Genomic DNA, 25,373 nt, shown 5'->3' with positions numbered 1-25,373 from the left:
TGGAGGCGATTTGCATGAAGGAAACCACCATCATATGGAGTGAGCAGTTCCAATCGGAAGAGGAGGGCCCCCAGCGGGAGCGCATTCAGCAGGAGGTGGAGAGTTGGCTCATGGATGAGCTGAGCAGATGAACCGCGCAGGTGGGGAGGAGGAACAGCTGCTCTGTGCGGTCTATGCCCGGCTGAGCAAGGAGGACGAGGAAAAAAGGATCGAGTCCGAAAGCATCCAAAACCAAAAATCCATCTTGGTCCGCTATGCGCTGGAGCGGGGGTGGGCGGTGTACCAGATCTACTGCGACGAGGACTATTCCGGAGCGGACAGCCTGCGGCCGGATTTCAACCGAATGCTGGAGGACGCGCGGCAGGGGCGGTTTCAGGTAATTCTCTGCAAGAGCCAGTCCCGGTTCACCCGGGACATGGAGCTGGTGGAAAAATATATCCACGGCCTCTTTCCCCTCTGGGGCATCCGGTTCATCGCGGTGGCCGACAACGCCGACACACAGGACCGGGGCAACAAAAAGGCACGCCAGATCAATGGGCTCATCAATGAGTGGTACCTGGAGGACCTGTCGGAAAACGTCCGCATGGTCCTGGATCTGAAACGGCGGGAAGGGCAGTACATCGGCGCTGTTCCGCTCTACGGCTACCGGAAGGACCCAACCGACCGGAACCGGCTCCTTGTGGACCCGCCGGCGGCCGCGGTGGTGCGTCGGATTTTCCTCTGGTCCATGGAGGGCCGGGGCAGCCAGGAGATTGCCCGGCTGCTGAACCGGGAGGGGACGCCAAGCCCGGCCTGCTATCGGTCGGGGGAGAAACTGGACGGCCTGTGGAACAAAACCACGGTGTGGCGCATCCTCCGCAATGAGATGTATACAGGCGTTATGATCCAGGGACGGCGGAAGAAAGTTAGCTATAAGTCCCGGGAACTTCTTGACGTGCCCAGGGATCGGTGGTACCGGGTGGAGGGTACTCACGAGGCCATCATCGGCCGGGAGGCGTTCGACGAGGTCCAGCGCAGCATGGGACTGCGGGCAAGATCGGACGGGACGGGGGAGGCCCATCTGCTGTCCGCCCTGGTAAAGTGCCTGGACTGCGGCAGCACCATGAGTAAGGCCGCCAACGGGCGGAAGGGCCAGAACAAAGTGTACTATCTCCGGTGCAGCCGTTATGCCGCCGGAGAGGGGCTGTGCACCCGGCATTCCATCCGGCTCCAGCCGCTCATCGAAGGAGTCTCGGAGCGAATCCGCCAGTATGTCCGGAGGTACTTCACCCTGGAGCGGCTGGAGATTCAGCCTTCCCATTGCCGGGAGGCCTTGGAGCAGGAGAGGAAGGCCCTCACCCTTCAATTGGAGCGGCGCAGCCAGGCGCTGAAAAGCCTGTATCTGGATAAGGTGTCCGGCACGCTCAGCGAGGCACAGTTTTTGGAGCTGAATGAGGCGTTCCAGAGGGAAAGAAGCCGCCTGGAGCAGCGTCTCACCCAACTGGAAGAGGAAGCGCCCTCCGGCGGCGGGGACCTGATGGAGCGGGCCCGGGGGTTGTTGAAACTGAGGTCTGTTCCCCGTGAACTGGTTGTGCGGCTGATTGAACAGATTGAAATTGGAGAGCGGGACCCGGAAAGCGGGTGCCAGGAGGTTAAGATCACTTGGAGATTCTGAGCCGGTGGCAGTTGCCCGGTCGGAAATGTCTCAAGGTTGCGCTCTCCCACGTGATCGAGGCACAGTATCCGGCGGCGGTCGACCGTTATGTCAACTTGGGGCAGTTCTACGACGTGGAGGCCGCCAAGGCCTGCCGCAGTGAGGTGGTCGCCCACAGCGACGCGTGCCACGCGGCCTACGCCCGGGCGTTCCGGCGGTTGAAGGCGGCGCACCAGGTGGAGTGCGACGCAATGGAGCAGGTTCGGCTGAACAAGGTGAAGGCGGAGCGCCGTACCAGGGGGATCATCGCCCGGGAGCTGCGCAAAAAGAAAAACGGCCGGATCGGGAAGACAACCCTGCGCTTTTTGGGGAGCGTCACCTACAAGGGGCATATCTGTTTCTTTGATACCGTGGAGGAGCTTTGCTCCAAGGTCTATGTGCTGACAGATCACTACCACCTGGCCGGCGGGATGATAGAGCGGTTCCATCAGGCGGCCGTCGCATCAGGGCATGATGTGATTGCCTGCCCCTGCCCGGAGGACACAAAGACCCTGCGCCACCTGCTGATTCCTGATTTGGGGTTGGCCTTTGTCACCTCGGACGATCAGGAGACCTACACTGGCCAGGCCTACCGGCGTATCCGGGTGGACTCCATGGCGGAAATCGCAAGCCGCAGTCAGCTGCGTTTTTCCCTCCGTATGGCCGCAATGCTGCGGGAGGAGGCGATCCAGGCGCTGCAGGAGGCTAAGAAGTTCCACGATGCCTTGGAGGCAGTCTACAACCCCTATGTGGATTTCGACGGCGTGCATGCCCTGGCAGAGCAGGAGACGGCCAGAATCCTGTCCTACCTGAAGCAGGAGTGACAAACCGCAAAGAAGAAGCCCCTGGAATGATTCCAGGGGCTTTTGCCGTTATATGAAGCTGCCTGCACAACATGGTTTTGTATACGGCGGCGACTTGGGCCGTCTTTGGCTCTGGGAAATGGCTGCCCACGCGCACTGTGATATGCGCTATTTGTCCTGCTCTGCCCGTTCCAGTGCGGCCTGGATGGCTTTTGACTTTTCCCGGCGGTTGTTCCGCTCCAAAATCGCGGCAATCTGTCCCTCCACCTGCTCGACCTCTGCGTGGAAGGCGCTGGCCGGGATCCGTAGCGCGCCATGGCCCAGGATGATGAGCTGTTCAGGCCCGTCTGAGGTGGCCACACGGACCCGGTGCTCCCGCCCGATCTCATAGGTGGCCCGCTCGATGTAGGCGTCCGCCGTCTCCGCCTCTTTGGTATACACCACGTGGATGTTGTGGTAGCGGCTGACGGAGCCGGGGTTGCCCGGCACCTTGTATGCGTCAAAGACCAAAATGACCACGCAGTTCCGGTAGCCCTGGTAGTTGCTGAGCAGGTCCATCAGCAGCTTCCGTGCGGCGTCCAAATTGTCCTGGGCCACGGCCTTCAACTCGTCCCAGGCAAAGATGATGTTGTACCCATCCACCAACAGGTATTCCGGCCGGTTGTCCGCCGGGCGGATGGAGCGCTTTTCCGGGGAGGCGGGCTGGTCCGGTTCCTTCCGGAAAGGGTCCCTGCGCTTCACAGGGCCATAGGTCCGCTCAAAAATCTCGGCCAGCTCCTTGTCCTGCTGGGCGGAGCCGGTGTAGGAGGCGGACACACCTCTGCGCTGGGGAGGCGTGTCCGCCTGCTGAGGCCGCAGTGAACTGGGCAGGTGCATCCGGGCGGGCACCTCGTCCCATTTGACCACCACCCCGGCGCCGTGGGAACAGAACACGGAGTCGGCCGGATTGTCCACATCCCGCTGGGAGTCGTAACCGATGGAGGCCACCACTTCCTCCTGGTTGTGGCAGGGCTGATAGCCCCTTAGGTCGCACAGCAACCGGCCCTGGCCCCGGGTATAGGCGGTGACCTGGGCGGCGTAGCCCTGAAGCTCGCTGACCGGCGCGGAACCGGTGAGAAGGGCGGCCTCACCCTGGGTCTGGGGCGGCTCCACTTGGCCGGACATGCGCTGAAGGTCCGACATGGCACGGCCCACATACTGGGAGGGAAGCTCCAGCTGGAAGTCGTACCAGGGCTCCAGCAAAATGCTCCGCGCCCCCATCAGTCCCTGGCGGACGGCCCGGTAGGTGGCCTGGCGGAAATCGCCGCCCTCGGTGTGTTTGACGTGGGCGCGCCCGGCGGTAAGGGTAATTTTCATGTCCGTGATGGGAGAGCCGGTCAGAACGCCCAAGTGGGTCTTCTCCTCCAGATGGGTGAGGACCAGATGCTGCCAGCTCTTGTCCAGCACATCCTCGCTGCACACGGAGGCGAACCGGAGGCCGCTGCCCGGTTCACCGGGCTCCAGGAGGAGATGGACTTCCGCATAGTGGCGCAGCGGCTCAAAATGCCCGATTCCCTCCACCGGCGCGGCGATGGTCTCCCGGTAGACGATGCTGCCCGGGCCGAACTCTACCGATAGGCCGAAGCGCTCTGATATCAGGCGCTTCAAAATCTCCAGCTGGATTTCGCCCATCAGCTGGAGGTGGATTTCCCGCAGCTGGTCGTTCCAGACGATGTGGAGCTGGGGGTCCTCCTCTTCCAATTGGACCAGCTTGGACCAGGCGCTGTGGGGATCGCACCCCTCGGGGAGCAGCAGACGGTAGGCCAGCACCGCCGAGAGCACCGGTGCCGGAGAGGGCGGCTCCATCCCAAGGCCGTCGCCGGGGTGGGTGCGGCTCAGTCCGGTCACGGCGCAGACTGTACCTGCCCCCGCCTCCTCTGTGGGGGTAAACCTGGCTCCGGAATAGATGCGGATCTGATCCACCTTCTCTGACCAAGCCTCCGGGGCCTGCCCCCCTGAGAGGAGGGTCTTGACCTTCAATCTGCCGCCGGTGATCTTCAGATAGGTCAGCCGGTTCCCCTGGGGGTCACGGGCGATCTTAAAAACCTTTGCGCCAAACTCTGCGCCGTAGTCAGGGCAGCGGGCAAACCGCTGGATTCCGTCTAAAAGCGCGTCGATGCCCTCTAATTTCAGCGCCGAGCCAAAGTAGCAGGGGAAGAGCTGGCGGCTGCGGATCAAGGAGGCCACCTCCTCCTCTTCCACATCACCACGCTCCAGGTACTGGCTCAGCGCCGCTTCCCCGCACATGGCCACGTTTTCCCAGAGGGAGTCGCCGCTTTCGGAAAAGTCCACACAGCTGTCGCTCAGCCGCCCCTTGAGGGCTTCCATCACAGCGGAGCGGTCCGTTCCGGCCAGGTCCATCTTGTTGATGAACAAAAATGTTGGGATGCAATAGCGCGTCAGAAGGCGCCAGAGGGTTTGGGTATGGCCCTGGACCGGATCGGTGCCGCTGATGACCAGAATGGCATAGTCCAGCACCTGGAGCGTACGCTCCATTTCGCTGGAAAAGTCGGCGTGGCCCGGGGTGTCCAACAGCGTCAGCTCCAACCGGTCCAAAGGGAGGATGGCCTGCTTGGAAAAGATGGTGATGCCCCGCTCCCGCTCTATATGGTCTGTATCCAAAAAGGCATTCTGATGATCCACACGGCCCAGAGCACGCAGCGCTCCGCTCCGATAGAGCAGCGCCTCCGACAGCGTGGTCTTTCCCGCGTCCACGTGGGCCAGTATGCCGACAGCTAATTTGTTCATAGAACATTCCCCGCAGTAAAAATTTAGATGCGCCCGATGAAGGCAGGGAGAAGGCGCCGTTTCTTGGAAACGGCGCCTTTTACTCAGTTCAGGAAGTCCTTCAGCTTTTTGCTGCGGCTGGGATGGCGCAGCTTGCGCAGGGCCTTCGCCTCAATCTGGCGGATGCGCTCACGGGTCACGTTGAACTCCTTGCCCACTTCTTCCAGGGTGCGGGTGCGGCCGTCCTCGATGCCGAAGCGCAGTTTGAGCACCTTTTCCTCCCGGGGCGTCAGCGTGGACAGCACATCCACCAGCTGCTCCTTCAACAGTGTGAAAGAGGCGGCCTCAGAGGGCTCCGAGGCGCCCTCGTCGGGGATGAAATCCCCCAGGTGGGAATCCTCCTCCTCGCCGATGGGGGTCTCCAGGGACACGGGCTCCTGGGCAATCTTCAGGATTTCCCGGACCTTTTCCACCGGCATGTTCATCTCGGCCGCCACCTCCATGGGGGAGGGGTCGTGGCCCAATTCCTGGAGCAGCTGCCGGGAGACGCGGATCACCTTGTTGATGGTCTCCACCATGTGTACGGGAATGCGGATGGTGCGGGCCTGGTCTGCGATGGCGCGGGTGATGGCCTGGCGAATCCACCAGGTGGCGTAGGTGGAGAACTTATAGCCCTTGGTGTAGTCAAACTTCTCCACCGCCTTGATGAGGCCAAGGTTGCCCTCCTGGATCAGGTCCAGGAACAGCATGCCGCGGCCCACGTAGCGCTTGGCAATGGAGACCACCAGACGGAGGTTGGCCTCCGCCAATTTCTGTTTGGCCTTTTCCCCGGTGCGCAGGACCTTCTTCAGCCGGGCCTCTTCCTCGGGATCAACGGCTTCTCCGGCCCTGCGGGCCTTATCCATCTCCTGGAGCTTCCGCTCGGCCTCGTTGCCGTCGGACATCTGCTGGGCCAGCTCCACCTCCTCGTCCGGGGAGAGCAGGGGCACCTTGCCGATCTCCTTGAGATACATGCGGACCGGGTCGTCAATGGAGAAGCTGTCCACCAGGGTGTTGGGGTCAACCAACTCTTCTTCCTCGATCTCGGCAATCTCCTCGATGGGAGGCTCCGCGTCGTCGGGCAGGTCGGGGAGCAGGTCCTCGTCGTTGCCCACCTCGATGTTCAAAGTCTCCAGGGAATCGTAGATGTGGTCCATCTGGTCGCTGTCCAGGTCCATGTCATCCAGGACCTCCAACAGCTCCGCGGATTCCAACTTCCCCTTCTTTCTGCCTTTGGCCAGCAAATCCCGGAGCTTTTCGCTGCTCTGGATGATGGCGGCGGCAGGCAGGGAGGCGATCAACTTATCATCCAGCGGGCCCGGGGCGGCCTTGGCCTCGGGGGCAGGGGAGTCGGCTTGATTCTTTTTTGTGTCCTCGGCCTCGGCGGCGGCCAAAATGGCGTCCGCCTGCTCGGTCAGAAGATCAGATTCTTTTTTCTTTGTCATTTATGCTTTCCTTCCCTTTTTCTCTTTGTATTTTTCCTGCGCCGCCAGAAGCGGGTCTAAACCAGCCTGGCGGGTTCGCTTGGTATATTCATCATTGACCACCCGTATGTAGTCCTGCAGTGCCTGGGCGCTGTTGGCCAAAACCTCCGGCTTTTGCAGCACTCCGGTCAGATGGCTCATCTCCTCCGCCGTAAGGCCGCTGGCCATTGCGGCGATGCTCAGTGGCCTGCCCTGGGCCCTGGCGTCTTTGAGCGCCGCATAGACCCGGCGCAGCAGCGGCGAGGAGAACCGCTCCTCCGGCAGGGGGAACTCCTCCGGCCTCAGGGCGTCGTCGAGCACCAGCAGCCTTATGATCCCCTCCTCCGCAAGGGCGGAGCGGACATTTTCATAGCGCAGTGAGCGCTGGCGGGGCTGGAGCTCCGCTGCCGGATTGAGCTCCTTTTTGAGCTGTGCCTTTTTCTCCTGGCCCAAGCGCCGTTTCAGGGCGCGCTGCACCTCCGAGCGCATGGCCTCCGGGGAAATCCGGGCAGTCTCCGCGGCGCGGACGGCGTAGACCTCCCTCTCCACCGCGTTGGAGAGAGTGGAGAGCAGGGCACTGATCTCCTCGCTGTAGGCCACCCGGGCTGTGTCGTCATTTAAATCATATTTCGCAGCGACCTGGGCCATGCGGAATTCCATGCCATTTTCGCTGCCGGACAACAGGCGCTCGAATGCATCCTTCCCCTGGAACTTGATGAAATCGTCGGCGTCCTGCTTGACATACTCCCCGTTATCCAGACGGCGTGGGAGCTGGAGCACCCGGACAGAGAACTCGGAGTTGTTCAAAATCTGAAGGGCACGCTCCGTGGCAACCTTGCCCGCCCCGTCGTTGTCGTAACAGAGGACCAGCTCCTTGGTATAGCGGGAGAGAAGGCGGGTCTGCTCCACGGTGAGGGCGGTGCCCATGGAGGCCACGGCGTTGTCAAAGCCAGCCTGATGCAGCATCACCACATCGATATTGCCCTCGCAGAGAATGATGTTGGGCCGCTTGGTTTTTTTGGCCAGATTCAGCCCGTAAAGGACCCGCCGCTTGCTGTAGACGGCGGTCTCCGAGGTGTTCATATACTTAGGCTCAGAATGGTCCAGCACCCGGCCGCCGAAGGCCACCACGTCGCCCCGCACATCGATGACCGGGAACATGAGCCGGTTGCGGAACTTGTCATAGATGCCGCCGTTTTTCCCCTGGACCGCCAGTCCGGCAGCCAAAAGCTCCGTCTTGGTGTAGCCCTTTTTCCCCATGGCGCGGGTCAGGGCGTCCCATTCGTCCAAAGAGGCCCCCAGGCCGAACCGCACCGCAGTGGCGCGGGTGATCCTGCGGCGGCTGAGATAGTCGGCCACCGCCTCCCCCTCCTTTTGCTGGAGCATTTGGTAGTAAAACCGGGCGGCCTCACGGTTCAGCTCCAGCAGCCGGGCCCGGCGGCGGCCGGCTTCCCGGTCCCCATCCTCCTCCGGCACCTCCATGCCCGCGCGCTTTGCAAGGAAACGGACGGCGTCCGGAAAGGAGAGGTTTTCCTCTTCCATGATGAAGTTGACCACCCCGCCGCCCTTTTTGCAGCCAAAGCAGTAGTAAATCTGCTTGTCCGGTGAGACGGAAAAGGAGCCGGTCTTCTCACTGTGGAACGGACACAGTCCGAACAGGTTGTTGCCTTTACGGGACAGCTGTACATAGCTCCCCACCACATCCACGATATCGCTCCTGGCGATCAGCTCGTCCAAAAAGCTCTGCGGAAAAGGCATTTTGCCGCCTCCTTTCCTTGAGTTTCGCCCAATTCAGCCTGAATTATACGGCAAAAAGTCCCGCTTGCCGAAGGATTCACATATGATATACCCCATAAAATGAAAAAATCCTCTTTTTTTCTGAAAAATTTCAAAAAAACACATGGGAGTTCCAGTTGAATGGCTGTTTACAGTAAGTTTACTTTACAGAGCAGCCCGGCGGTTGTAAAATAAAGCCGAAAAAGGGGGAGAAGCTGTGGACATGGAACTGTGGGCCGTTGAACTGACGCGGCCGCTGACCGACCAGGAGGAGACGGACCTTATGTCGCTGATGCCGCCGGAGCGGCGGGAGCGGGCGCTGCGCATCCGGGAGCGGGAGCGGCGGCGTGAGCCGCTGTGCGCCTATATGCTGCTGCGCTACGCCCTCTATGAGAAGATGGGCTGGAAGGAGCTGCCTGAGATCGGCCTGGAGTCCATGGGGAAACCTTTTTTCCCCCAGTTTCCCACCGTCCAGTTCAACCTCAGCCATACCCGGGGAGCCGTGCTGCTGGGACTCCACGACCGCCCTTTGGGCGTGGACATCGAACGGATCCGTCCGGTAAGCCAGCGGACTGTGCAGCGCCTTGCGGGCGTGGCCACGGAAAAGGCGTTCTTTGAGAGCTGGGTCCGGCGGGAAGCCAGGGCCAAGCGCTCCGGCAGCGGCGTTGGGATGCTGTTGGGCGCGGAGACAGAGCTGATGCCGGGCGAGCATTTTTACTTTGTAGAGACCTTCCCCGGCTATGTGGCGGGCGTGGCCACAAAGAGCCTGGACCCGCCCGGCAAGGTCCGGCGGCTTTCGCTGGATGACCTGGTGAAATAGAACCTGACTGCCAAAGCGGCTTTCCGCGCCGGATCCGGCAGAAAGAGAAAAGCCCCGCAGCTCACCAGCTGCGGGGCTTTTTATATGCGCAATGCTCAGGCTATGCCTTTGGTAACAGGCGCCATCAGGACTTTGCCCGTGCCGCGGTAGACATTGACCAAGCCCTCGCCGGAGGCGGCGGAGCCGATGAGCGACTTCCCGGACCGCTCCACCGTAAAGTCCAGGCTGCCGCTCCAGGCGATGGCCATGTTCCCATCCACCTTCAAAACGTCATTCTGGAGGGTGATCTCGATCAACTCCTCCTTGGGGCAGTCGGATTCGATGCAGAAAATCCCGTTTCCGTTCAGACTCAGGTTGAACAGCCCCTCTCCACCGGCCACGGCGGAGGAGAGGTTGGAGCGCATGACGGCCTTGTGCTTGAGGTTGGAGTCACAGGCCAGGAACAGGCCGTCGTCCAGCACAATGGAGCCGCCCCAATCGGCCGCGTCCATCAGGATCAAGTGCTTATATGTAGGCTCCAGCACCAAAAGCCCGTCGCCGGTGTACTCCGGCTTGATGGCGGACTCGCCGGTGACCTTTCCGCGCACGGCTTTCCCCAAAAGGTCTCCAACCCCCTTGATGCCGGTGGTGGCGCTGACGTTGCCCAGCATCCACTGCATGGCACCGGCCTGGATGGTGACATGGGCCTTGCTCAGGTCGCAGACCAGCTGGCGCTTGCGCACGTTCATGACGTTGCAGAAGTAGGCGGTGGCGGCGTTGGAGGGCATCACGCTCAGGTCCCGCTGATACTCAATGACCTGAAAGGCCCCTAACTCCGACAGGGTCTTGACGTCGTCGTTGTTCGTGAAATTGGAAATTTGATACATAACGTACTCCTTTATGATTTATAATCCGCCGGCAGCCCGGCATTTAAAACAATAGCAGCCGCTACAGCTCCACAATCGTGGGCTCGTGGCCGGTGTGGGGCAGAAATACGTCCAGGATGTCCCGGGTTTTCAGCTTCAAGGAGGACGTACAGATGCAAGGGTGGCAGGTGATGTACTCCGACTCATAGGTCTCCCGGTCGATGAGCAGGCGGACACGGTGCTCCGTGTCGTTCATCAGGCCCAGGATGGTGGCGGAGCCGGGGGTGACGTGGAGCAGTTCCCAGAGCAGTTCCTCCGGCGCAAAGGAGAGGCGGGCCGATCCGATCTGATGGGACAGGTCCTTGGTGTGGAAGGGTTTTTCCGGCGGCATGGCCAGTAGGTAGAACTCCGTCTTCTGCCGGTTGCACAAGAAAAGGTTTTTGCAGATGGGCACGCCCAGGACCCGGCTGACCTCAGCGCACTTTTCCATAGTGTCCGCAGGCTCGCTGGAGACCCGGGTGTAGGGGATGTGGAGCTGGTGCAGCAGGTCAAAGGCCGCCTGCTCCTGAGGCAGCAACTCCCCCTCTGGAGGGGTGTTTTCGAAGGCTTTTGTAACGTACATTGTTATTCCCTTTCCAACAATTTTTCTCCGGCGCGATAGATGTCCCCCGCCCCCACGGTCAGGATCAAGTCTCCGGGGCGGGCGAGCTCCTCCAGTTCGTCAGCCACCTTATCCAGCGTGGAGCAGTAAAAGGAGCCGGGGATGTTCCGGCACAGGTCGGCGGAGGAGATGCCGATGGTGTTCTTCTCCCGTGCTGCGTAAATCTCCGCCAGCACCGCCACATCCGGCAGCTTCAGCTCCTGGACAAACTCTTCAAAGAGGGCACGGGTGCGGGAGTAGGTGTGGGGCTGGAAGGCACAGATGATCCGCTGATACCCCAGGCCCTTGGCGGTGGTGAGCAGGGCGTGGAGTTCTCCGGGGTGGTGGGCGTAGTCGTCGTAGACGTCCGCCCCGTGGTAGCGGCCCTTGTATTCAAACCGGCGTCCGGCGCCGGTGAAGGCGGCCAGGCCCTCTTCCACCGCGGCGGCGGGCAGCCCCAGCACGTAGGCGGACGCAGCGGCGGCCAGGGCGTTGTAGATATTGTGCTTTCCATAGACGTGGAGCTCCACGTGGGCATAATGACGTCCCTGGACCGTCACATCAAAGGCCGGGCGGCCCTCGATCTCGCTGAGGTTTTCAGCCACACAGTCGGCGTCGGCGCCCAGGCCGAAGGTGAAGACCGGGCGGCTCAGTTCCCGGAGGGACTCCCTGACGCCCGGGTCGTCGGCGTTGGCCACCACATAGCCCGAGGGGGGGACCAGCTCCGCGAACCGCCGGAAGGAGTGTTCCACGTCCTCAAGGTCCTTGAAGAAGTCCAGGTGGTCGGCTTCCACATTTAAAATCACCGCCACGGTGGGGTAGAAGGAGAGGAAGGAGTTGCAGTATTCACAGGACTCCAGGATGATGGTGTCTCCCTTTCCCACCCGGTAGCCGGAGTGGAGCAGAGGCAGCGTGCCTCCGATCATGACCGTGGGGTCTGACTGTGCGGCCATGAAAACATGGGTGCACATGCAGGTGGTGGTGGTTTTGCCGTGGGTGCCCGCCACACACAGGGCGTTGGGATAGTGCTGCATGATGGCGCCCCAGGCCTGGGCCCGCTCATAGACCGGGATTCCCCGGGCCACTGCGCCGGAGATCTCCGGATTGTCGTCGTGAATGGCGGCGCTGCGGATTACGAAGTCGCATTCGCCCAAGTTTTCCGCGCTGTGGCCGATTGCGACGGGAATTCCAAGGGTGCGCAGATGGCGGACCGTATCGCCCTCGGCCATATCCGAGCCCTGGACCGCCAGACCCATCCCGCGAAGCACCTCCGCCAGAGGGCACATGGACACGCCGCCAATCCCGGCCAGATGGACCCGCATGCCGGGCCGCAGGTATTCGCGTACGCTTTTTGGATTATTCATCATTGCAGATAGCCCTTTCCCGATCACCGGCGGCAATTGCAAACCGCCGGGCGATTGTGTATAATTTCCTTACACTCAGTTTACCCTTTTATGAGAAAAGGAAACAATTTCAAATCGCTTTATTATAATCCATCCTCCTATTAAGTGCAACCAATAATCTCTTTGGGCAGGTGAAGAACGTGATTCCACAGGATATAGCTGAGGTATTAGACAAGCTCTCCGGTTCCGGCTATGAGGCCTGGTGCGTGGGCGGCTGTGTCCGGGATATGCTTTTGGGCGCGGACCCCCAGGACTGGGATGTGACCACCAGTGCCCTGCCCGAGCAGGTGGAGCGGATTTTTCCGGGCAGGACGATCCCTACAGGCGTCAAACACGGTACCGTCACTGTCCTCAGCGGCGTCCGCGGCATTGAGGTGACCACCTTCCGGCGGGACGGAGCGTACCTGGACGGCCGCCACCCGGAGCAGGTGACCTTCACTGCCTCGCTGCGGGAGGACCTTGCCCGGCGGGACTTTACGGTAAACGCGATGGCCATGGGAGTGGACGGCACCATTGTGGACTGCTGGGGCGGTCGGGAGGATCTGAGCCGGGGAATCCTCCGGTGCGTGGGGGAGGCGGACCGCCGGTTTGAGGAGGATGCGCTGCGGATCATGCGGGCGCTGCGCTTTGCCGCGGTCCTGGGCTTCACCATTGAACAGGAGACCTCCGACTCCCTCCGGCGCAGCCGCCAGCGGCTGCGCGCCATTGCGGCGGAGCGGATTTATGCGGAGTTCACCAAGCTCATCTGCGGAAAGCATATGGCTCCGATCCTGCGGGAATACCCCGATGTGCTGGCAGTTTTCCTGCCGGAGATCGCTCCCATGGTGGGCTTTGACCAGCGGAACCCGCACCACTGCTACGACCTGTGGGAACACACCATCCGGGCCATGGAAGCCGTCCCTCCCGAGGCGGTCCTCCGCTATACCATGCTGCTGCATGATGTGGGAAAGGTAAAAAGCTTTACAGTGGACGAGAAGGGGGTCGGGCACTTTTACGGACATCCTCAGCTCAGCCGGGAGATGGGCGACGCCATAGCGCGCCGGCTGAAGATGGACAACGAGCGCCGGGAGCTGATCCTCACCCTGGTGGAGTGGCACGACCGGGTGATTCCCCGGACGGAGAAGGGCGTTGCCCGGGCACTGCGGAAGCTGGGGGAGGAGCGCTTCCGCCTCCTGATCCAGGTGAAGCGGGCAGACAACCTGGCCCAGGCCAGCCAGGTATTCCAAAAGGAGATCGACCGGTTGGAGGAGATCTGGGCCAATCTTGCGGCCCAGAGCAGGTGCTTCTCCCTGAGGCAGTTGGCGGTCAACGGACGGGACCTGATGGAACTGGGCTACCGGGGCGAGGAGATTGGCCGGGAGTTGGAGCGCCTTTTGGACCTGGTGGTGGATGGCGCCAAGGCAAACGACCGCCGGGAACTGCTGGACATTGCCCGGCGCCGGAAGGGCGGGGCAAAAGGCAGCACTTTTTAAAAGAGGCGGGGAAAGATCGCAGTGATTCCACTTTTCAGAAAACCGCCGTTTCGCGGTGACTGGAATGTTGGTGCATCCGAGGCGGCCACTGCAATTGAGGCACAATGGAATTGAGCACGCATCCTGTCCGAAGCAATAAATGCCGGCGTCCATTCATGGACGCCGGCATTTTTCATACGATCTGGCAGAGCTCCCACAGATCGGAGATGGTATAGTCGATCCGAAGGCCTGCCGGAGGCGTCAGCCCCTCGGGGTTGAACCAGCAGCAGGGGAGCCCGGCGTTGTTGGCGCCCCGGATGTCCGTTGCGATGGAATCGCCCACCACCAGGCAGTTTTCCCGGGTAATACCGTCGATGCGGGAAAAAACGTAGTCAAAATAGGCCGGGTCCGGCTTTCCGGCTCCGGCCTCCTCCGAGATGAAGGCAGCCTTTATGTACGGCGCGATGGCGCTGCGGGAGAGGCGGCCCTTCTGCACAGAGGCCACGGCGTTGGTGACAATGTAGAGCTGATGGGCTTGGGCGAGGGTGCGGCAGACTTCCTCCGCGTGGGGCAGGAGAAAAGAGCCGTGGCTCAGGGACTCCAGCTGGACGCTGTTGCAGCCGCGGGGGTCGGCGTCGGAGCCGATGGCCTTTAAAAAGCGGGCAAACCGCTCCACCACTAAAAACTCCTTGGAGACAAGACCCTGATCAAACTGGTTCCAGAGGCCCTGGTTGATCTGGGAAAAGGCCTTGTACATCTCCTCAGTATCGGGAAAGCCGCCGTAGCGGCTGGTGGCGGAAAAGGCCAGGCGGTCGGCGCGGTTGAAGTCAAACAGCGTGTGATCCGCGTCCAATAAAAGGTAGGGGTATCTGCTCATAAAACTCCTCCATTGAATGAATCTTGGTTTCCCCGGAATCATACCACAAAATCCGGATGCAATCAATCACCCTCCTGTAGACCGGGGCATAGCATAAAGGCAGAGGGGGAGTTGAATGAAACGGACATTTGCATTGCTCGGCGGAGATACGCGGCAAACCTGCCTCGCGCGGCTGCTGACAGAGGATGGACATCAAGTGATTACATGGGGGGTGCCGGATTGTGACGCCGGTGCCCTGAAAGAGACTGCGGCGGCAGAGTGCGTGCTCTTGCCGCTGCCGCTGTCCCGGGAGAGCGGGATGCTCAACTGCACCGAGGGAACGCTTGCGCTTGCGCAGCTGTGGCGTGTACTGTCACCGTCCCAACTGATCTGCGCTGGCCAGGCCGGACCCGAAGCCATACAGGGTGCGGAGGAACAGGGACTGGAACTCAAGGATTATTTTCTTCGTGAGGAGCTCACTGTGATCAACGCGGTTGCCACCGCAGAGGGAGCGCTCCAACTGGCTATGGAGCGCCTGCCTGTTACATTGTGGGGCGCGGAGTGCCTGGTCATCGGCTACGGCCGGATCGGAAAACTCCTTGCCCGCCGGCTCCGTGCGTTAGGCGCCTCCGTCACAGTTGCGGCAAGAAGTTATGCGGCCCGCTCCTGGGCCCTGGCAGACGGTATGAAGGCCGTATCCACAGAACACCTAAGGGAAGGGCTGAACAGCCCCCGGGTGATATTCAACACCGCACCCTCTCTCATCCTGGATCGCGGCCTATTGCAGTGTTTGACGCCGAAGTGCCTGTGTATCGACCTTGCCTCCCGGCAAGGGATCGACGGCGCTGCGGCAGAGGAACTGGGGATTCCATTCCTCTGGGCCCGGGGCCTGCCGGGAAAAGCTGCGCCGGAGACGGCTGCCGCCGCGGTCCGGGATGCGGTATATCATATTCTCGAAGAACGAGGTGAGACCGTTTGAAAACGGAACGAGTTGGGTTCGCAATTTGCGGTTCCTTCTGCACCCATGACCGTATACTTAGTGAGTTGGAAAAGATAACCCGGGAGTACGCCACCGTCATCCCTATTTTGTCAGAGATCAGCGCGGTGACCAATACCCGGTTCGGTGAGGCTGAGGCCTTTGTGGAAAAGGTGGAGGCGATCACCGGCAGGAAAGCCTGGAAAGACATCCCGTCGGTGGAGCCCATCGGCCCTCAGGGGCTGCTGGATGTGCTGGTGATTGCACCGTGCACGGGAAACACCATTGCCAAACTGGCCAACGGCATCACGGATACCGCCGTCACCATGGCGGCAAAGGCACATTTGCGCAACGGCCGCCCTGTGGTCATCGCCATGGCCAGCAACGACGGGCTGTCCGGCGGCGCGAAGAACATCGGCGAGCTGCTGGTGCGGAAGAACTATTACTTTGTCCCCTTTGGGCAGGACAACGCCTTGGCAAAGCCCTGTTCGCTGATGGCAGATTTCACACTGATCTCCGCCACGGTGGAAGAGGCAATGCAGGGACGCCAGCTTCAGCCGCTCCTTTTGGGCTGAGTGCAAACATCCGCGGAGGAATCCTCCGCGGATGTTTTTTGTGGTTCACGGCAGAGATGCGAAAAGCGTGTGAAAATCTTGTGAAAAATACCACTGTTTTCCGATCAAAAAATCAGATATACTGAAAAAAATACCATTATAATAGGGAGTCACGGGAATATCGGCGGTTGGAACGGAGGGTTCTATGGCGCAGACGACTAAGCGGGCACTTGCGGAGTCGATGAAAAAGCTGTTGGCGAAAAGCCCGCTGGATAAAATCACAGTGAAGGACCTTGTGGAGGACTGCGGCGTGAACCGGCAGACCTTCTACTATCACTTTCACGATGTGTACGACCTGGTGGAGTGGATTTTCCGGGAGGAGTTTGCCAACATCGCCAGGGAGGAGATCGATTATGGCAGATGGAGCGAGGTACTTTACCGCCTCGCCGATCACCTGACCGAGAACCGGGCCCTGATCCTGAACGTGTACAACTCCATTTCCCATGGGGAAGTGACCCGATACGTCAACAGGGTTCTGCGCCCCTATGTGGCGGCCATCGTGGAGGAACAGGCCAAAGGCATTCGGGTCTCTCTGGAAAACCGGGATTTCGTGACAGATCTATACACCCAGGGGGCCGCCGGACTCATGTGCAACTGGATTGAAACCGGAATGCGCCGGTCTCAGCTGCTGCGGCTGGAGAAGTTTGAGCAGGCGGTGGACGGAAGCCTGGGGCTGGTGCTGAAAAACTTTGAGGGAAAATAGCGGTGTGCCGCTTTGGGAGGAGTCCGTCGCAAGCCTGCGATGGGTTCCTCCTTTTTCCTACGGATGTCGGAAATTTGGACATATTTTGGATTTTGCCTATATTCATTATATGGCTGGTGGGATATATCTGGACTTAGAAAAGAGAAAGGATGTGGCGGTATGAATCTCACCAATACCTTTAAAAAACTCTCCCTGAACAAGGCCTATGAGTATCTGGACAGGGATCCGGAAAACAACATTCCCAAAATGCTGGATCTGGCGGAGAAGCTGGATCAGGAGGGCGGGATTGCCCGTCAGCTGGGGCCGGTCCGCCAGGCGCTCTCCGATCCGGACAACAATTGGTTCCGCCTGGCCAAGAGCCTGTGGACGGATGTGGACAGCGAGGTGCGCAAGACGTTGTTCACCAACTTTGTGGTGAATGCCAATATGATTTCCAATCCAAAGCTGACGGAAAACCGGGAAAAATATGGGTGCAACATCCCATGGGCCATTTTGATGGACCCCACCTCCGCCTGTAACCTGCACTGCACCGGCTGCTGGGCGGCGGAGTACGGCAACCGGATGAACATGACCTTAGACGAACTGGACTCCATCATCGAGCAGGGCAAGGCCCTTGGCACCTATATGTACATCTACTCCGGCGGTGAGCCCCTGGTTCGCAAGGACGACCTCCTCGCACTGTGCGCCAAGCACTCCGACTGTCAGTTCCTGGCCTTTACCAACGGCACGCTGATCGACGAGGCATTTGCCGATGAGATGCTTCGGGTTAAGAATTTTGTGCCTGCCATCTCCGTGGAGGGGTTTGAAGAGGACACGGATTTCCGACGGGGCAAGGGGACTTTTGCAAAGCTGCGCCGCGGTATGGAGATCCTGCGCGAGAAGAAGCTGCCCTTCGGCGTTTCCTGCTGCTATACCAGCAGGAATTATGCGATGATCGGCTCGGAGGAGTATTTTGACGCCATGGTGGAGTGGGGCGCGAAATTCGCCTGGTTCTTCACCTATATGCCCGTCGGGGTGGGCGCCCCCACTGATTTGATGGCGACTGCGGAGCAGAGGGAGTTTATGTACCACCGCATCCGGGAATTCCGGAAAACCAAGCCGCTGTTCACCATGGACTTCTGGAACGATGGGGAATACGTACAGGGGTGCATTGCCGGCGGCCGCTGCTACCTCCATATCAATGCCAACGGCGACATCGAGCCCTGTGCGTTTATCCACTATTCCGACTCCAATATCCGGGAGAAGACTTTGCTTGAGGCGTATCAATCCCCCATGTTCATGGCCTATCACAACAACCAACCTTTTCATGAAAACCATCTGCGCCCTTGCCCGCTGCTGGACAACCCAGGCCGCCTGGCTCAAATGGTGGACAGCGCCGAAGCCCATTCCACAGACCTTCAGGACCCGGAGGATGTACATGACCTTGCGGAAAAATGCAGGGAGAAGGCGGAGAAGTGGGCACCTGTGGCGGACCGCCTCTGGGCATGTTCCCACGGCTGTGCCTCCTGCGGCGATTGTCAGAAAAAAGCAGAGTAATCAGATCTGCTAATGGAAGGGCGTTTGGCTGCCGTGTCAGCTGAATGCCCTTCCGGTATTTTCCATAAAAAAGAGGGCCTTTTACACAAATCTGCGCAAAAAGTGTAAAAAATTAAAAAAGAGGCTTGACTTTTGTAAAAACCTTTGGTATTCTAAGCAAGCTATCCCACACGGAACGCCGTGGACCGATCCCGCAAAGCCTTGCAGCAGCTGAAAAAAAGAGGTTGACAAGGCAGTGAGGGCTTGGTATAATAGCAATGTTCCGCCGGTGAGGCGTGCACCTTGTAAATTAAACAACGTAACGAAAAGAAAGCACCAGACGGTAAGCGTACTTGTGAGAAATCACAGTGCGCACCGATAAAGGCCTTGCAAGTAGGGGTTTAGTCAATTACCCAAACGCAGGGCAAAACAAGAAGCTATGGAAATAGCTCTGTAAGTTAAGATTAGCTCAGGCCACGGCCTGTGTTGATACGAATTTATAGAGAGTTTGATCCTGGCTCAGGACGAACGCTGGCGGCGTGCTTAACACATGCAAGTCGAACGGAGCACCCCTGAAGGAGTTTTCGGACAACTGAAGGGAATGCTTAGTGGCGGACTGGTGAGTAACGCGTGAGGAACCTGCCTTTCAGAGGGGGACAACAGTTGGAAACGACTGCTAATACCGCATGATGCATATTGACCGCATGGTCGGTATGTCAAAGATTTATCGCTGAAAGATGGCCTCGCGTCTGATTAGCTTGTTGGTGAGGTAACGGCCCACCAAGGCGACGATCAGTAGCCGGACTGAGAGGTTGACCGGCCACATTGGGACTGAGATACGGCCCAGACTCCTACGGGAGGCAGCAGTGGGGAATATTGGGCAATGGACGCAAGTCTGACCCAGCAACGCCGCGTGAAGGAAGAAGGCTTTCGGGTTGTAAACTTCTTTGACAGGGGAAGAGTAGAAGACGGTACCCTGAAAACAAGCCACGGCTAACTACGTGCCAGCAGCCGCGGTAATACGTAGGTGGCAAGCGTTGTCCGGATTTACTGGGTGTAAAGGGCGTGTAGCCGGGAAGGCAAGTCAGATGTGAAATCTGGAGGCTCAACCTCCAAACTGCATTTGAAACTGTCTTTCTTGAGTATCGGAGAGGTAATCGGAATTCCTTGTGTAGCGGTGAAATGCGTAGATATAAGGAGGAACACCAGTGGCGAAGGCGGATTACTGGACGACAACTGACGGTGAGGCGCGAAAGCGTGGGGAGCAAACAGGATTAGATACCCTGGTAGTCCACGCTGTAAACGATCAATACTAGGTGTGCGGGGACTGACCCCCTGCGTGCCGGAGTTAACACAATAAGTATTGCACCTGGGGAGTACGATCGCAAGGTTGAAACTCAAAGGAATTGACGGGGGCCCGCACAAGCGGTGGATTATGTGGTTTAATTCGAAGCAACGCGAAGAACCTTACCAGGGCTTGACATCCTACTAATGAAGCAGAGATGCATTAAGTGCCCTTCGGGGAAAGTAGAGACAGGTGGTGCATGGTTGTCGTCAGCTCGTGTCGTGAGATGTTGGGTTAAGTCCCGCAACGAGCGCAACCCCTATTGTTAGTTGCTACGCAAGAGCACTCTAGCGAGACTGCCGTTGACAAAACGGAGGAAGGTGGGGACGACGTCAAATCATCATGCCCCTTATGTCCTGGGCCACACACGTAATACAATGGCGGTAAACAGAGGGATGCAAAGCCGTGAGGTGGAGCGAACCCCTAAAAGCCGTCCCAGTTCGGATTGCAGGCTGCAACCCGCCTGCATGAAGTCGGAATCGCTAGTAATCGCGGATCAGCATGCCGCGGTGAATACGTTCCCGGGCCTTGTACACACCGCCCGTCACACCATGAGAGTCGGGAACACCCGAAGCCCGTAGCCTAACAGCAATGAGGGCGCGGTCGAAGGTGGGTTCGATAATTGGGGTGAAGTCGTAACAAGGTAGCCGTATCGGAAGGTGCGGCTGGATCACCTCCTTTCTAAGGAGACATTGCCAGGATCGAGGTTCTGGCATAACATCCTAAGGTCAGCCGGAAGGTGCGGAGGAAGTAGTTACGTTGTTTAATTTAGAGGGTGCAGCCCTCGGTGGTTATGGGCCCGTAGCTCAGCTGGCTAGAGCGTACGACTGATAATCGTAAGGTCGGTGGTTCGAGCCCACTCGGGCCCACCACAAAAAAGCAGCCGTCCCCGAGAGGGGATGGGGAATATACAGCCGGGGATATAGCTCAGCTGGGAGAGCGCCTGCCTTGCAAGCAGGAGGTCGCCGGTTCGATCCCGACTATCTCCACCATTTGAGATCAGATTGAAGCATTTAAGGGATTAAATGTTTCAATCTGGCTTCAAAAGAAGCCGGGGAATGCACCTTGAAAACTGAACAATGTATGATGAAAGACATGTAAGGCAACAGAAGAGGTCTTCTGGACAAAAGTTCGGAAGGTAATTTAATTGTGGAACAACATCTGAAAAGATGAGGGTAACAATTACAATTTCAAAAAGATTCTGAGGAAGCCTGCATAATTCAACTAAGAGAACCAATTGAAAGATTGTTCGAAATAGGTCAAGCTAAAAAGAGCGCAAGGGGAATGCCTTGGCATCAGGAGCCGACGAAGGACGTGACAAGCTGCGATAAGCTGCGGGGAGGAGCAAATATCCATTGATCCGCAGATTTCCGAATGGGGCAACCCGGCAGAGCAATACTCTGTCAGCGTGCGTTGAACAAAATAGGCGTACGCGGGGAACCGCCTGAACTGAAACATCTAAGTAGGGCGAGGAAAAGACATCAACAGAGATTCCGTAAGTAGTGGCGAGCGAACGCGGAAGAGGCCAAACCAGGGGATTTATTCCCTGGGGTTGTGGACTCACATAACGGCGCAATAGTTTAGGAGAACGGCATGGGAAGGCCGGCCACAGCGGGTGAGAGCCCCGTATCCGAAAGATGAGTTGCGTCAGTGAGGATCCAGAGTACCGCCGGACACGTGAAACCCGGTGGGAAACAGGGGGGACCACCCTCCAAGCCTAAATACTACCTGATGACCGATAGAGGAGCAGTACCGTGAGGGAAAGGTGAAAAGGACCCCGGAAGGGGAGTGAAAGAGAACCTGAAACCTTGTGCTTACAAGCAGTCAAAGCACGTTAAAGTGTGATGACGTACTTTTTGTAGAACGGTCCGGCGAGTTATAGTAACGAGCAAGCTTAAGGCATTCAGTGCCGGAGGCGCAGCGAGAGCGAGTCTGAATAGGGCGTGTGAAGTTCGTTGCCATAGACCCGAAACCGGGTGACCTATCCATGAGCAGGTTGAAGTGGGGGTAAAACCCCATGGAGGACCGAACCGACCCCCGTTGCAATGGTGGCGGATGACTTGTGGATAGCGGAGAAATTCCAATCGAACTCGGAGATAGCTGGTTCTCCCCGAAATAGCTTTAGGGTTAGCGTTATGTTAGATTACCGGAGGTAAAGCACTGAATGGTCGAGGGGTCGATAAGATTACCAACGCCTATCAAACTCTGAATGCCGGATAATTGATGCATAGCAGTCAGACAGTGTGAGATAAGTTTCATTGTCAAAAGGGAAACAGCCCAGACCCACAGCTAAGGTCCCTAATGTATGCTAAGTGGAAAACGATGTGGAGCTGCAAAAACAACCAGGATGTTGGCTTAGAAGCAGCCACTCATTAAAAGAGTGCGTAATAGCTCACTGGTCGAGTGGTTCTGCGCGGAAAATATAACGGGGCTAAGCATACAACCGAAGCTTGGGATGCGCGCAAGCGCGTGGTAGGGGAGCGTTGTGTACGGGGTGAAGTCTGAGCGGAAGCACAGGTGGACTGTACACAAGTGAGAATGCCGGAATGAGTAGCGAGAATTATGTGGGAATCATAATGGCCGAAAATCTAAGGTTTCTTGGGGAAGGTTCGTCCGCCCAAGGTAAGCCGGGGGCTAAGGCGAGGCCGAAAGGCGTAGTCGATGCACATACGGTAGAAATTCCGTAGCCACCGAACCTTAAGCATGAGGGACACTTTGAGATAGCAGAACCCGGGCGTTGGTTGCCCCGGGCGAAAGGGACCGAAATTAGAGTAGGGAAGTCTGCGATGCTTGAAGGCGAGAAAAGCTCATGTGTATGCTAAGGTGCCCGTACCGCAAACCGACACAGGTAGATGAGGAGAGAATCCTAAGGCCAACGGGAGAAGGGTTGTTAAGGAACTCGGCAAGTTGACCCCGTAACTTCGGAAGAAGGGGAGCCCCGAAAGGGGCCGCAGTGAATAGGCCCAAGCAACTGTTTACCAAAAACACAGGTCTATGCTAAATCGAAAGATGACGTATATGGGCTGACGCCTGCCCGGTGCCGGAAGGTTAAGAGGAGATGTCAGCCGCAAGGCGAAGCATTGAATCGAAGCCCCGGTAAACGGCGGCCGTAACTATAACGGTCCTAAGGTAGCGAAATTCCTTGTCAGGTAAGTTCTGACCCGCACGAAAGGCGTAATGATTTGGGCACTGTCTCAACAGCCCGCCCGGCGAAATTGTAGTACTGGTGAAGATGCCAGTTACCCGCAACTAGACGGAAAGACCCCATGGAGCTTTACTGCAGCTTAATACTGGAAATCGGTAATTCATGTACAGGATAGGTGGGAGACTTGGAAGCTGGACCGTCAGGTTCAGTGGAGTCGCCGGTGGGATACCACTCTTGGATTGCTGATTTTCTAACCTGCGGCCCTGAATCGGGTCGGGGGACACTGTTAGGCGGGCAGTTTGACTGGGGCGGTCGCCTCCAAAAGAGTAACGGAGGCGCTCAAAGGTTCGTTCAGCACGGACGGAAATCGTGCAGTGAGTGTAAACGCATAAACGAGCCTAACTGCGAGACCGACGGGTCGAGCAGTAACGAAAGTTGGAGTTAGTGATCCGGTGGTATGTGAGTGGAAATGCCATCGCTCAACGGATAAAAGCTACCCTGGGGATAACAGGCTGATCTCCCCCAAGCGTCCACAGCGACGGGGAGGTTTGGCACCTCGATGTCGGCTCGTCGCATCCTGGGGCTGAATTCGGTCCCAAGGGTTTGGCTGTTCGCCAATTAAAGCGGCACGCGAGCTGGGTTCAGAACGTCGTGAGACAGTTCGGTCCCTATCTGTTGCGGGCGTAAGAGATTTGAAGGGAGCTGTCCTTAGTACGAGAGGACCGGGATGGACGTACCTCTGGTGCACCAGTTGTCCTGCCAAGGGCATAGCTGGGTAGCTATGTACGGACGAGATAAACGCTGAAGGCATCTAAGCGTGAAACTCCCCCTAAGATGAGATCTCTCACTCTGAAAAGAGGTAAGGGCCCAGGAAGACTACCTGGTTGATAGGCCGGAAGTGGAAGTGCGGCAACGCATGCAGCTGACCGGTACTAATCGCCCGAGGGCTTGACCTACAATGAAAATGCAGGCGGCCTGAAGTGGAAGGAAACATACATTGTTCGGTTTTGAGGGTGCATGGAGCGGCCATGAACCCCGTAAATCCAAGCAAAACCCAACGGAATGGGTTTGCGATGACGACGCGGCCCGTTGGTCAAGTGGTTAAGACAGCGGCCTCTCACGCCGTTAACATCGGTTCGAATCCGGTACGGGTCACCAATTCGATGTGTATGCGCCTTTAGCTCAGTTGGTAGAGCAACTGACTCTTAATCAGTGGGTCCCGGGTTCGAGTCCCTGAAGGCGCACCAAAGATCAGCCGTTGAGGGTTGAGAATGGGAAGTGAGCGGGAGCTTGCTTCCGGTTCTAAGTCCTCAAAAAGGGCTTGACAAGAGGCAGGAAAAACTTTATAATTTGTTTGTTTTCCGGAGTGTTCCGGATGACAGTTGGTGCTGATTAGAGCGAGGGTCCACCCGTTCCCATTCCGAACACGGCAGTTAAGCTCGTTTCTGCTCACAATACTTGGCTGGAGACGGCCCGGGAAGATAGGTAGCGCCAACACGATAAGGCCGGACAGGGAAACCTGTCCGGCCTGCTTTTCTTTTCCCCTCGCGCTCCTTTGTGGATTGGGTTTGCCGCTCCCCGAGCCTGACACGCCTGCGCGTTATCATCCTTTCTTGATCCTGCATCCCCCTTGTGCTTTCAGCTTGAAATCCGATGAAAGAAAGTGCTTTGATATGGTTGATCCAAATCATCCCACGCTTCGCCCACCAATTCATCGCAGTTGGCTGCGTCTGAGAATTGGAAAAGCATACTATGCTGGAAAGCGGTATCTTCTATGGAACTCACATCAGTATCACTGGGCGGGTATACGGCAAAAAGAACTGTTGCCATGTGTTCAGTTTTCTCATGCGACACCGCTATTTCGCCAGCTGAAGGGTGAAGAGATGCAGTTACAAAAGAATAAGGTTACGAATTTGCGGTTGGCAGTGGCCCGCTTAGACGGCTTGATTCTCCACCCGGGGGAGACTTTCAGCTATTGGAGACTGATTGGAAAACCCAGCCGGAGAAAGGGGTATCTGGATGGAATGGTGCTCTTTTTGGGGCGGATCGGAAGTGATGTAGGCGGTGGCCTCTGTCAGCTGTCCAACCTGATTTTTTGGATGACACTCCATACGCCCTTGACTGTGATTGAGCGGTACCGCCATTCTCACGATGTATTTCCGGACTCCAACCGGACACAGCCCTTTGGCAGCGGTGCCACCTGTGCTTATCCCCACCGTGATCTGATGATTCGAAATGATACAGAGCAGGATGTTCAGCTTTGTCTTCGGGTCACTGAGAGCCATCTGGAAGGTGAGTGGCGCTCCGTGAAGACTCCTGCGCTCCGCTATGAGATTGTGGAACGGGACGCCAGGATGGAGCAGGGCTACTGGGGCGGATATGTACGGCACAATGCCTTGTACCGTAAAAAATTTGATCTCGCCTCTGGAGAGTTTCTTGAAGAAGAATTTCTCTTCACCAATGATGCAATTATGATGTACAGCCCGCTGCTGCCGGAGACAGATATACGAACTAAAAAATGAGGATGGTATCATAACCATC

The 25,373-nt window shown here is 58.0% G+C and carries 16 protein-coding genes, 4 tRNA genes and 3 rRNA genes; 16 read left to right on the top strand and 7 right to left on the bottom strand.

The window, feature by feature from the left end:
* The first annotated feature begins 127 nt into the window (after positions 1–127).
* Both H8790_RS07555 and H8790_RS07550 read left to right on the top strand, forming a co-directional pair.
* The gene (locus tag H8790_RS07555; RefSeq protein WP_187331943.1) at positions 128–1,654 is read left to right on the top strand and encodes a recombinase family protein; all 1,527 of its coding nucleotides are present in this window, start codon (positions 128–130) and stop codon (positions 1,652–1,654) included.
* Positions 1,642–2,496 carry a hypothetical protein gene (locus tag H8790_RS07550; RefSeq protein ID WP_187331942.1) on the top strand — a complete coding sequence of 285 codons (855 nt, stop codon included), beginning with the start codon at positions 1,642–1,644 and terminating at the stop codon, positions 2,494–2,496. Before H8790_RS07555 ends, H8790_RS07550 begins: the two co-directional genes overlap by 13 nt.
* A gap of 147 nt (positions 2,497–2,643) precedes the next feature.
* Here the strand turns inward: H8790_RS07550 and H8790_RS07545 are convergent, their stop codons facing one another.
* The 3 genes from H8790_RS07545 to dnaG form a co-directional block, all read right to left on the bottom strand.
* Positions 2,644–5,262, bottom strand: a complete 2,619-nt coding sequence (locus H8790_RS07545; protein WP_187331941.1) for a translation factor GTPase family protein — start codon at positions 5,260–5,262, stop codon at positions 2,644–2,646.
* Positions 5,263–5,345: 83 nt separating this feature from the next.
* The gene (gene rpoD / locus H8790_RS07540; protein ID WP_187331940.1) at positions 5,346–6,725 is read right to left on the bottom strand and encodes an RNA polymerase sigma factor RpoD; all 1,380 of its coding nucleotides are present in this window, start codon (positions 6,723–6,725) and stop codon (positions 5,346–5,348) included.
* Positions 6,726–8,501, bottom strand: a complete 1,776-nt coding sequence (gene dnaG / locus H8790_RS07535; protein WP_187331939.1) for a DNA primase — start codon at positions 8,499–8,501, stop codon at positions 6,726–6,728.
* 241 nt (positions 8,502–8,742) lie between these two features.
* Here dnaG and H8790_RS07530 point away from each other — a divergent pair, with 241 nt between their 5' ends.
* Positions 8,743–9,339, top strand: a complete 597-nt coding sequence (locus H8790_RS07530; RefSeq protein WP_243208599.1) for a 4'-phosphopantetheinyl transferase family protein — start codon at positions 8,743–8,745, stop codon at positions 9,337–9,339.
* A gap of 95 nt (positions 9,340–9,434) precedes the next feature.
* Here the strand turns inward: H8790_RS07530 and H8790_RS07525 are convergent, their stop codons facing one another.
* The 3 genes from H8790_RS07525 to murC all read right to left on the bottom strand — a co-directional run bounded on the left by H8790_RS07525 (position 9,435) and on the right by murC (position 12,191).
* A complete protein-coding gene (locus tag H8790_RS07525; protein ID WP_187331937.1) occupies positions 9,435–10,205 on the bottom strand; it encodes an AIM24 family protein in 771 nt (256 codons plus the stop codon).
* A 61-nt stretch (positions 10,206–10,266) separates the two neighbouring features.
* The gene (locus H8790_RS07520; RefSeq protein WP_187331936.1) at positions 10,267–10,806 is read right to left on the bottom strand and encodes a prolyl-tRNA synthetase associated domain-containing protein; all 540 of its coding nucleotides are present in this window, start codon (positions 10,804–10,806) and stop codon (positions 10,267–10,269) included.
* A gap of 2 nt (positions 10,807–10,808) precedes the next feature.
* A complete protein-coding gene (gene murC / locus H8790_RS07515; protein WP_187331935.1) occupies positions 10,809–12,191 on the bottom strand; it encodes a UDP-N-acetylmuramate--L-alanine ligase in 1,383 nt (460 codons plus the stop codon).
* 176 nt (positions 12,192–12,367) lie between these two features.
* Between murC and H8790_RS07510 the strand changes: the two genes are divergently transcribed.
* Positions 12,368–13,699, top strand: coding sequence for a CCA tRNA nucleotidyltransferase (locus tag H8790_RS07510; protein WP_243208451.1), 1,332 nt, complete (start codon positions 12,368–12,370; stop codon positions 13,697–13,699).
* Between the two features lie 172 nt (positions 13,700–13,871).
* Here H8790_RS07510 and H8790_RS07505 read toward each other — a convergent pair whose 3' ends face one another.
* The gene (locus tag H8790_RS07505) at positions 13,872–14,555 is read right to left on the bottom strand and encodes a YjjG family noncanonical pyrimidine nucleotidase (RefSeq protein ID WP_187331933.1); all 684 of its coding nucleotides are present in this window, start codon (positions 14,553–14,555) and stop codon (positions 13,872–13,874) included.
* 115 nt (positions 14,556–14,670) lie between these two features.
* Here H8790_RS07505 and H8790_RS07500 point away from each other — a divergent pair, with 115 nt between their 5' ends.
* The 12 genes from H8790_RS07500 to H8790_RS07445 all read left to right on the top strand — a co-directional run bounded on the left by H8790_RS07500 (position 14,671) and on the right by H8790_RS07445 (position 25,354).
* Positions 14,671–15,513, top strand: a complete 843-nt coding sequence (locus H8790_RS07500) for a dipicolinate synthase subunit DpsA (RefSeq protein WP_187331932.1) — start codon at positions 14,671–14,673, stop codon at positions 15,511–15,513.
* Positions 15,510–16,085, top strand: a complete 576-nt coding sequence (locus H8790_RS07495) for a dipicolinate synthase subunit B (protein WP_187331931.1) — start codon at positions 15,510–15,512, stop codon at positions 16,083–16,085. The genes H8790_RS07500 and H8790_RS07495 overlap by 4 nt, the downstream gene beginning before the upstream one ends.
* A 184-nt stretch (positions 16,086–16,269) precedes the next feature.
* Positions 16,270–16,827, top strand: coding sequence for a TetR/AcrR family transcriptional regulator C-terminal domain-containing protein (locus tag H8790_RS07490; protein ID WP_187331930.1), 558 nt, complete (start codon positions 16,270–16,272; stop codon positions 16,825–16,827).
* 159 nt (positions 16,828–16,986) lie between these two features.
* Entirely contained in the window at positions 16,987–18,363 is a 1,377-nt protein-coding gene (locus H8790_RS07485) for a radical SAM protein (RefSeq protein ID WP_187331929.1), read from the top strand.
* Positions 18,364–18,838: 475 nt separating this feature from the next.
* Positions 18,839–20,368 (top strand): 16S ribosomal RNA (locus H8790_RS07480).
* A gap of 114 nt (positions 20,369–20,482) precedes the next feature.
* Positions 20,483–20,559 (top strand) — tRNA-Ile (locus tag H8790_RS07475).
* Between the two features lie 44 nt (positions 20,560–20,603).
* A tRNA-Ala gene (locus H8790_RS07470) sits at positions 20,604–20,679 on the top strand.
* Positions 20,680–20,944: 265 nt separating this feature from the next.
* Positions 20,945–23,788: ribosomal RNA gene (locus tag H8790_RS07465) — 23S ribosomal RNA — on the top strand.
* A gap of 127 nt (positions 23,789–23,915) precedes the next feature.
* Positions 23,916–23,990 (top strand) — tRNA-Glu (locus H8790_RS07460).
* Positions 23,991–24,003: 13 nt separating this feature from the next.
* A tRNA-Lys gene (locus H8790_RS07455) sits at positions 24,004–24,079 on the top strand.
* A gap of 134 nt (positions 24,080–24,213) precedes the next feature.
* Positions 24,214–24,329: ribosomal RNA gene (gene rrf / locus H8790_RS07450) — 5S ribosomal RNA — on the top strand.
* The 16S, 23S and 5S rRNA genes sit together here with 4 tRNA genes alongside, the layout of an rRNA operon.
* Before the next feature lie 176 nt (positions 24,330–24,505).
* Positions 24,506–25,354 carry a VanW family protein gene (locus H8790_RS07445; protein ID WP_187331928.1) on the top strand — a complete coding sequence of 283 codons (849 nt, stop codon included), beginning with the start codon at positions 24,506–24,508 and terminating at the stop codon, positions 25,352–25,354.
* Positions 25,355–25,373: the final 19 nt, after the last annotated feature.

It is taken from the genome of Oscillibacter hominis (genome assembly GCF_014334055.1).
Classification (GTDB): domain Bacteria; phylum Bacillota; class Clostridia; order Oscillospirales; family Oscillospiraceae; genus Oscillibacter; species Oscillibacter hominis.
Note: the sequence above shows the minus strand (reverse complement) of the source record. Positions and strands in the feature narration are given on the sequence as shown.

What these genes read in the sequence shown, in the direction of transcription:
- H8790_RS07545 (WP_187331941.1), bottom strand. Translation starts at nt 5,262, where the DNA reads ATGAACAAATTAGCTGTCGGCATACTGGCCCACGTGGACGCGGGAAAG.
- H8790_RS07530 (WP_243208599.1), top strand. Translation starts at nt 8,743, where the DNA reads ATGGAACTGTGGGCCGTTGAACTGACGCGGCCGCTGACCGACCAGGAG.
- H8790_RS07555 (WP_187331943.1), top strand. Translation starts at nt 128, where the DNA reads ATGAACCGCGCAGGTGGGGAGGAGGAACAGCTGCTCTGTGCGGTCTAT.
- H8790_RS07520 (WP_187331936.1), bottom strand. Translation starts at nt 10,806, where the DNA reads ATGTACGTTACAAAAGCCTTCGAAAACACCCCTCCAGAGGGGGAGTTG.
- H8790_RS07485 (WP_187331929.1), top strand. Translation starts at nt 16,987, where the DNA reads ATGAATCTCACCAATACCTTTAAAAAACTCTCCCTGAACAAGGCCTAT.
- dnaG (WP_187331939.1), bottom strand. Translation starts at nt 8,501, where the DNA reads ATGCCTTTTCCGCAGAGCTTTTTGGACGAGCTGATCGCCAGGAGCGAT.
- H8790_RS07445 (WP_187331928.1), top strand. Translation starts at nt 24,506, where the DNA reads ATGGTTGATCCAAATCATCCCACGCTTCGCCCACCAATTCATCGCAGT.
- rpoD (WP_187331940.1), bottom strand. Translation starts at nt 6,725, where the DNA reads ATGACAAAGAAAAAAGAATCTGATCTTCTGACCGAGCAGGCGGACGCC.
- H8790_RS07490 (WP_187331930.1), top strand. Translation starts at nt 16,270, where the DNA reads ATGGCGCAGACGACTAAGCGGGCACTTGCGGAGTCGATGAAAAAGCTG.
- murC (WP_187331935.1), bottom strand. Translation starts at nt 12,191, where the DNA reads ATGATGAATAATCCAAAAAGCGTACGCGAATACCTGCGGCCCGGCATG.
- H8790_RS07505 (WP_187331933.1), bottom strand. Translation starts at nt 14,555, where the DNA reads ATGAGCAGATACCCCTACCTTTTATTGGACGCGGATCACACGCTGTTT.
- H8790_RS07525 (WP_187331937.1), bottom strand. Translation starts at nt 10,205, where the DNA reads ATGTATCAAATTTCCAATTTCACGAACAACGACGACGTCAAGACCCTG.
- H8790_RS07500 (WP_187331932.1), top strand. Translation starts at nt 14,671, where the DNA reads ATGAAACGGACATTTGCATTGCTCGGCGGAGATACGCGGCAAACCTGC.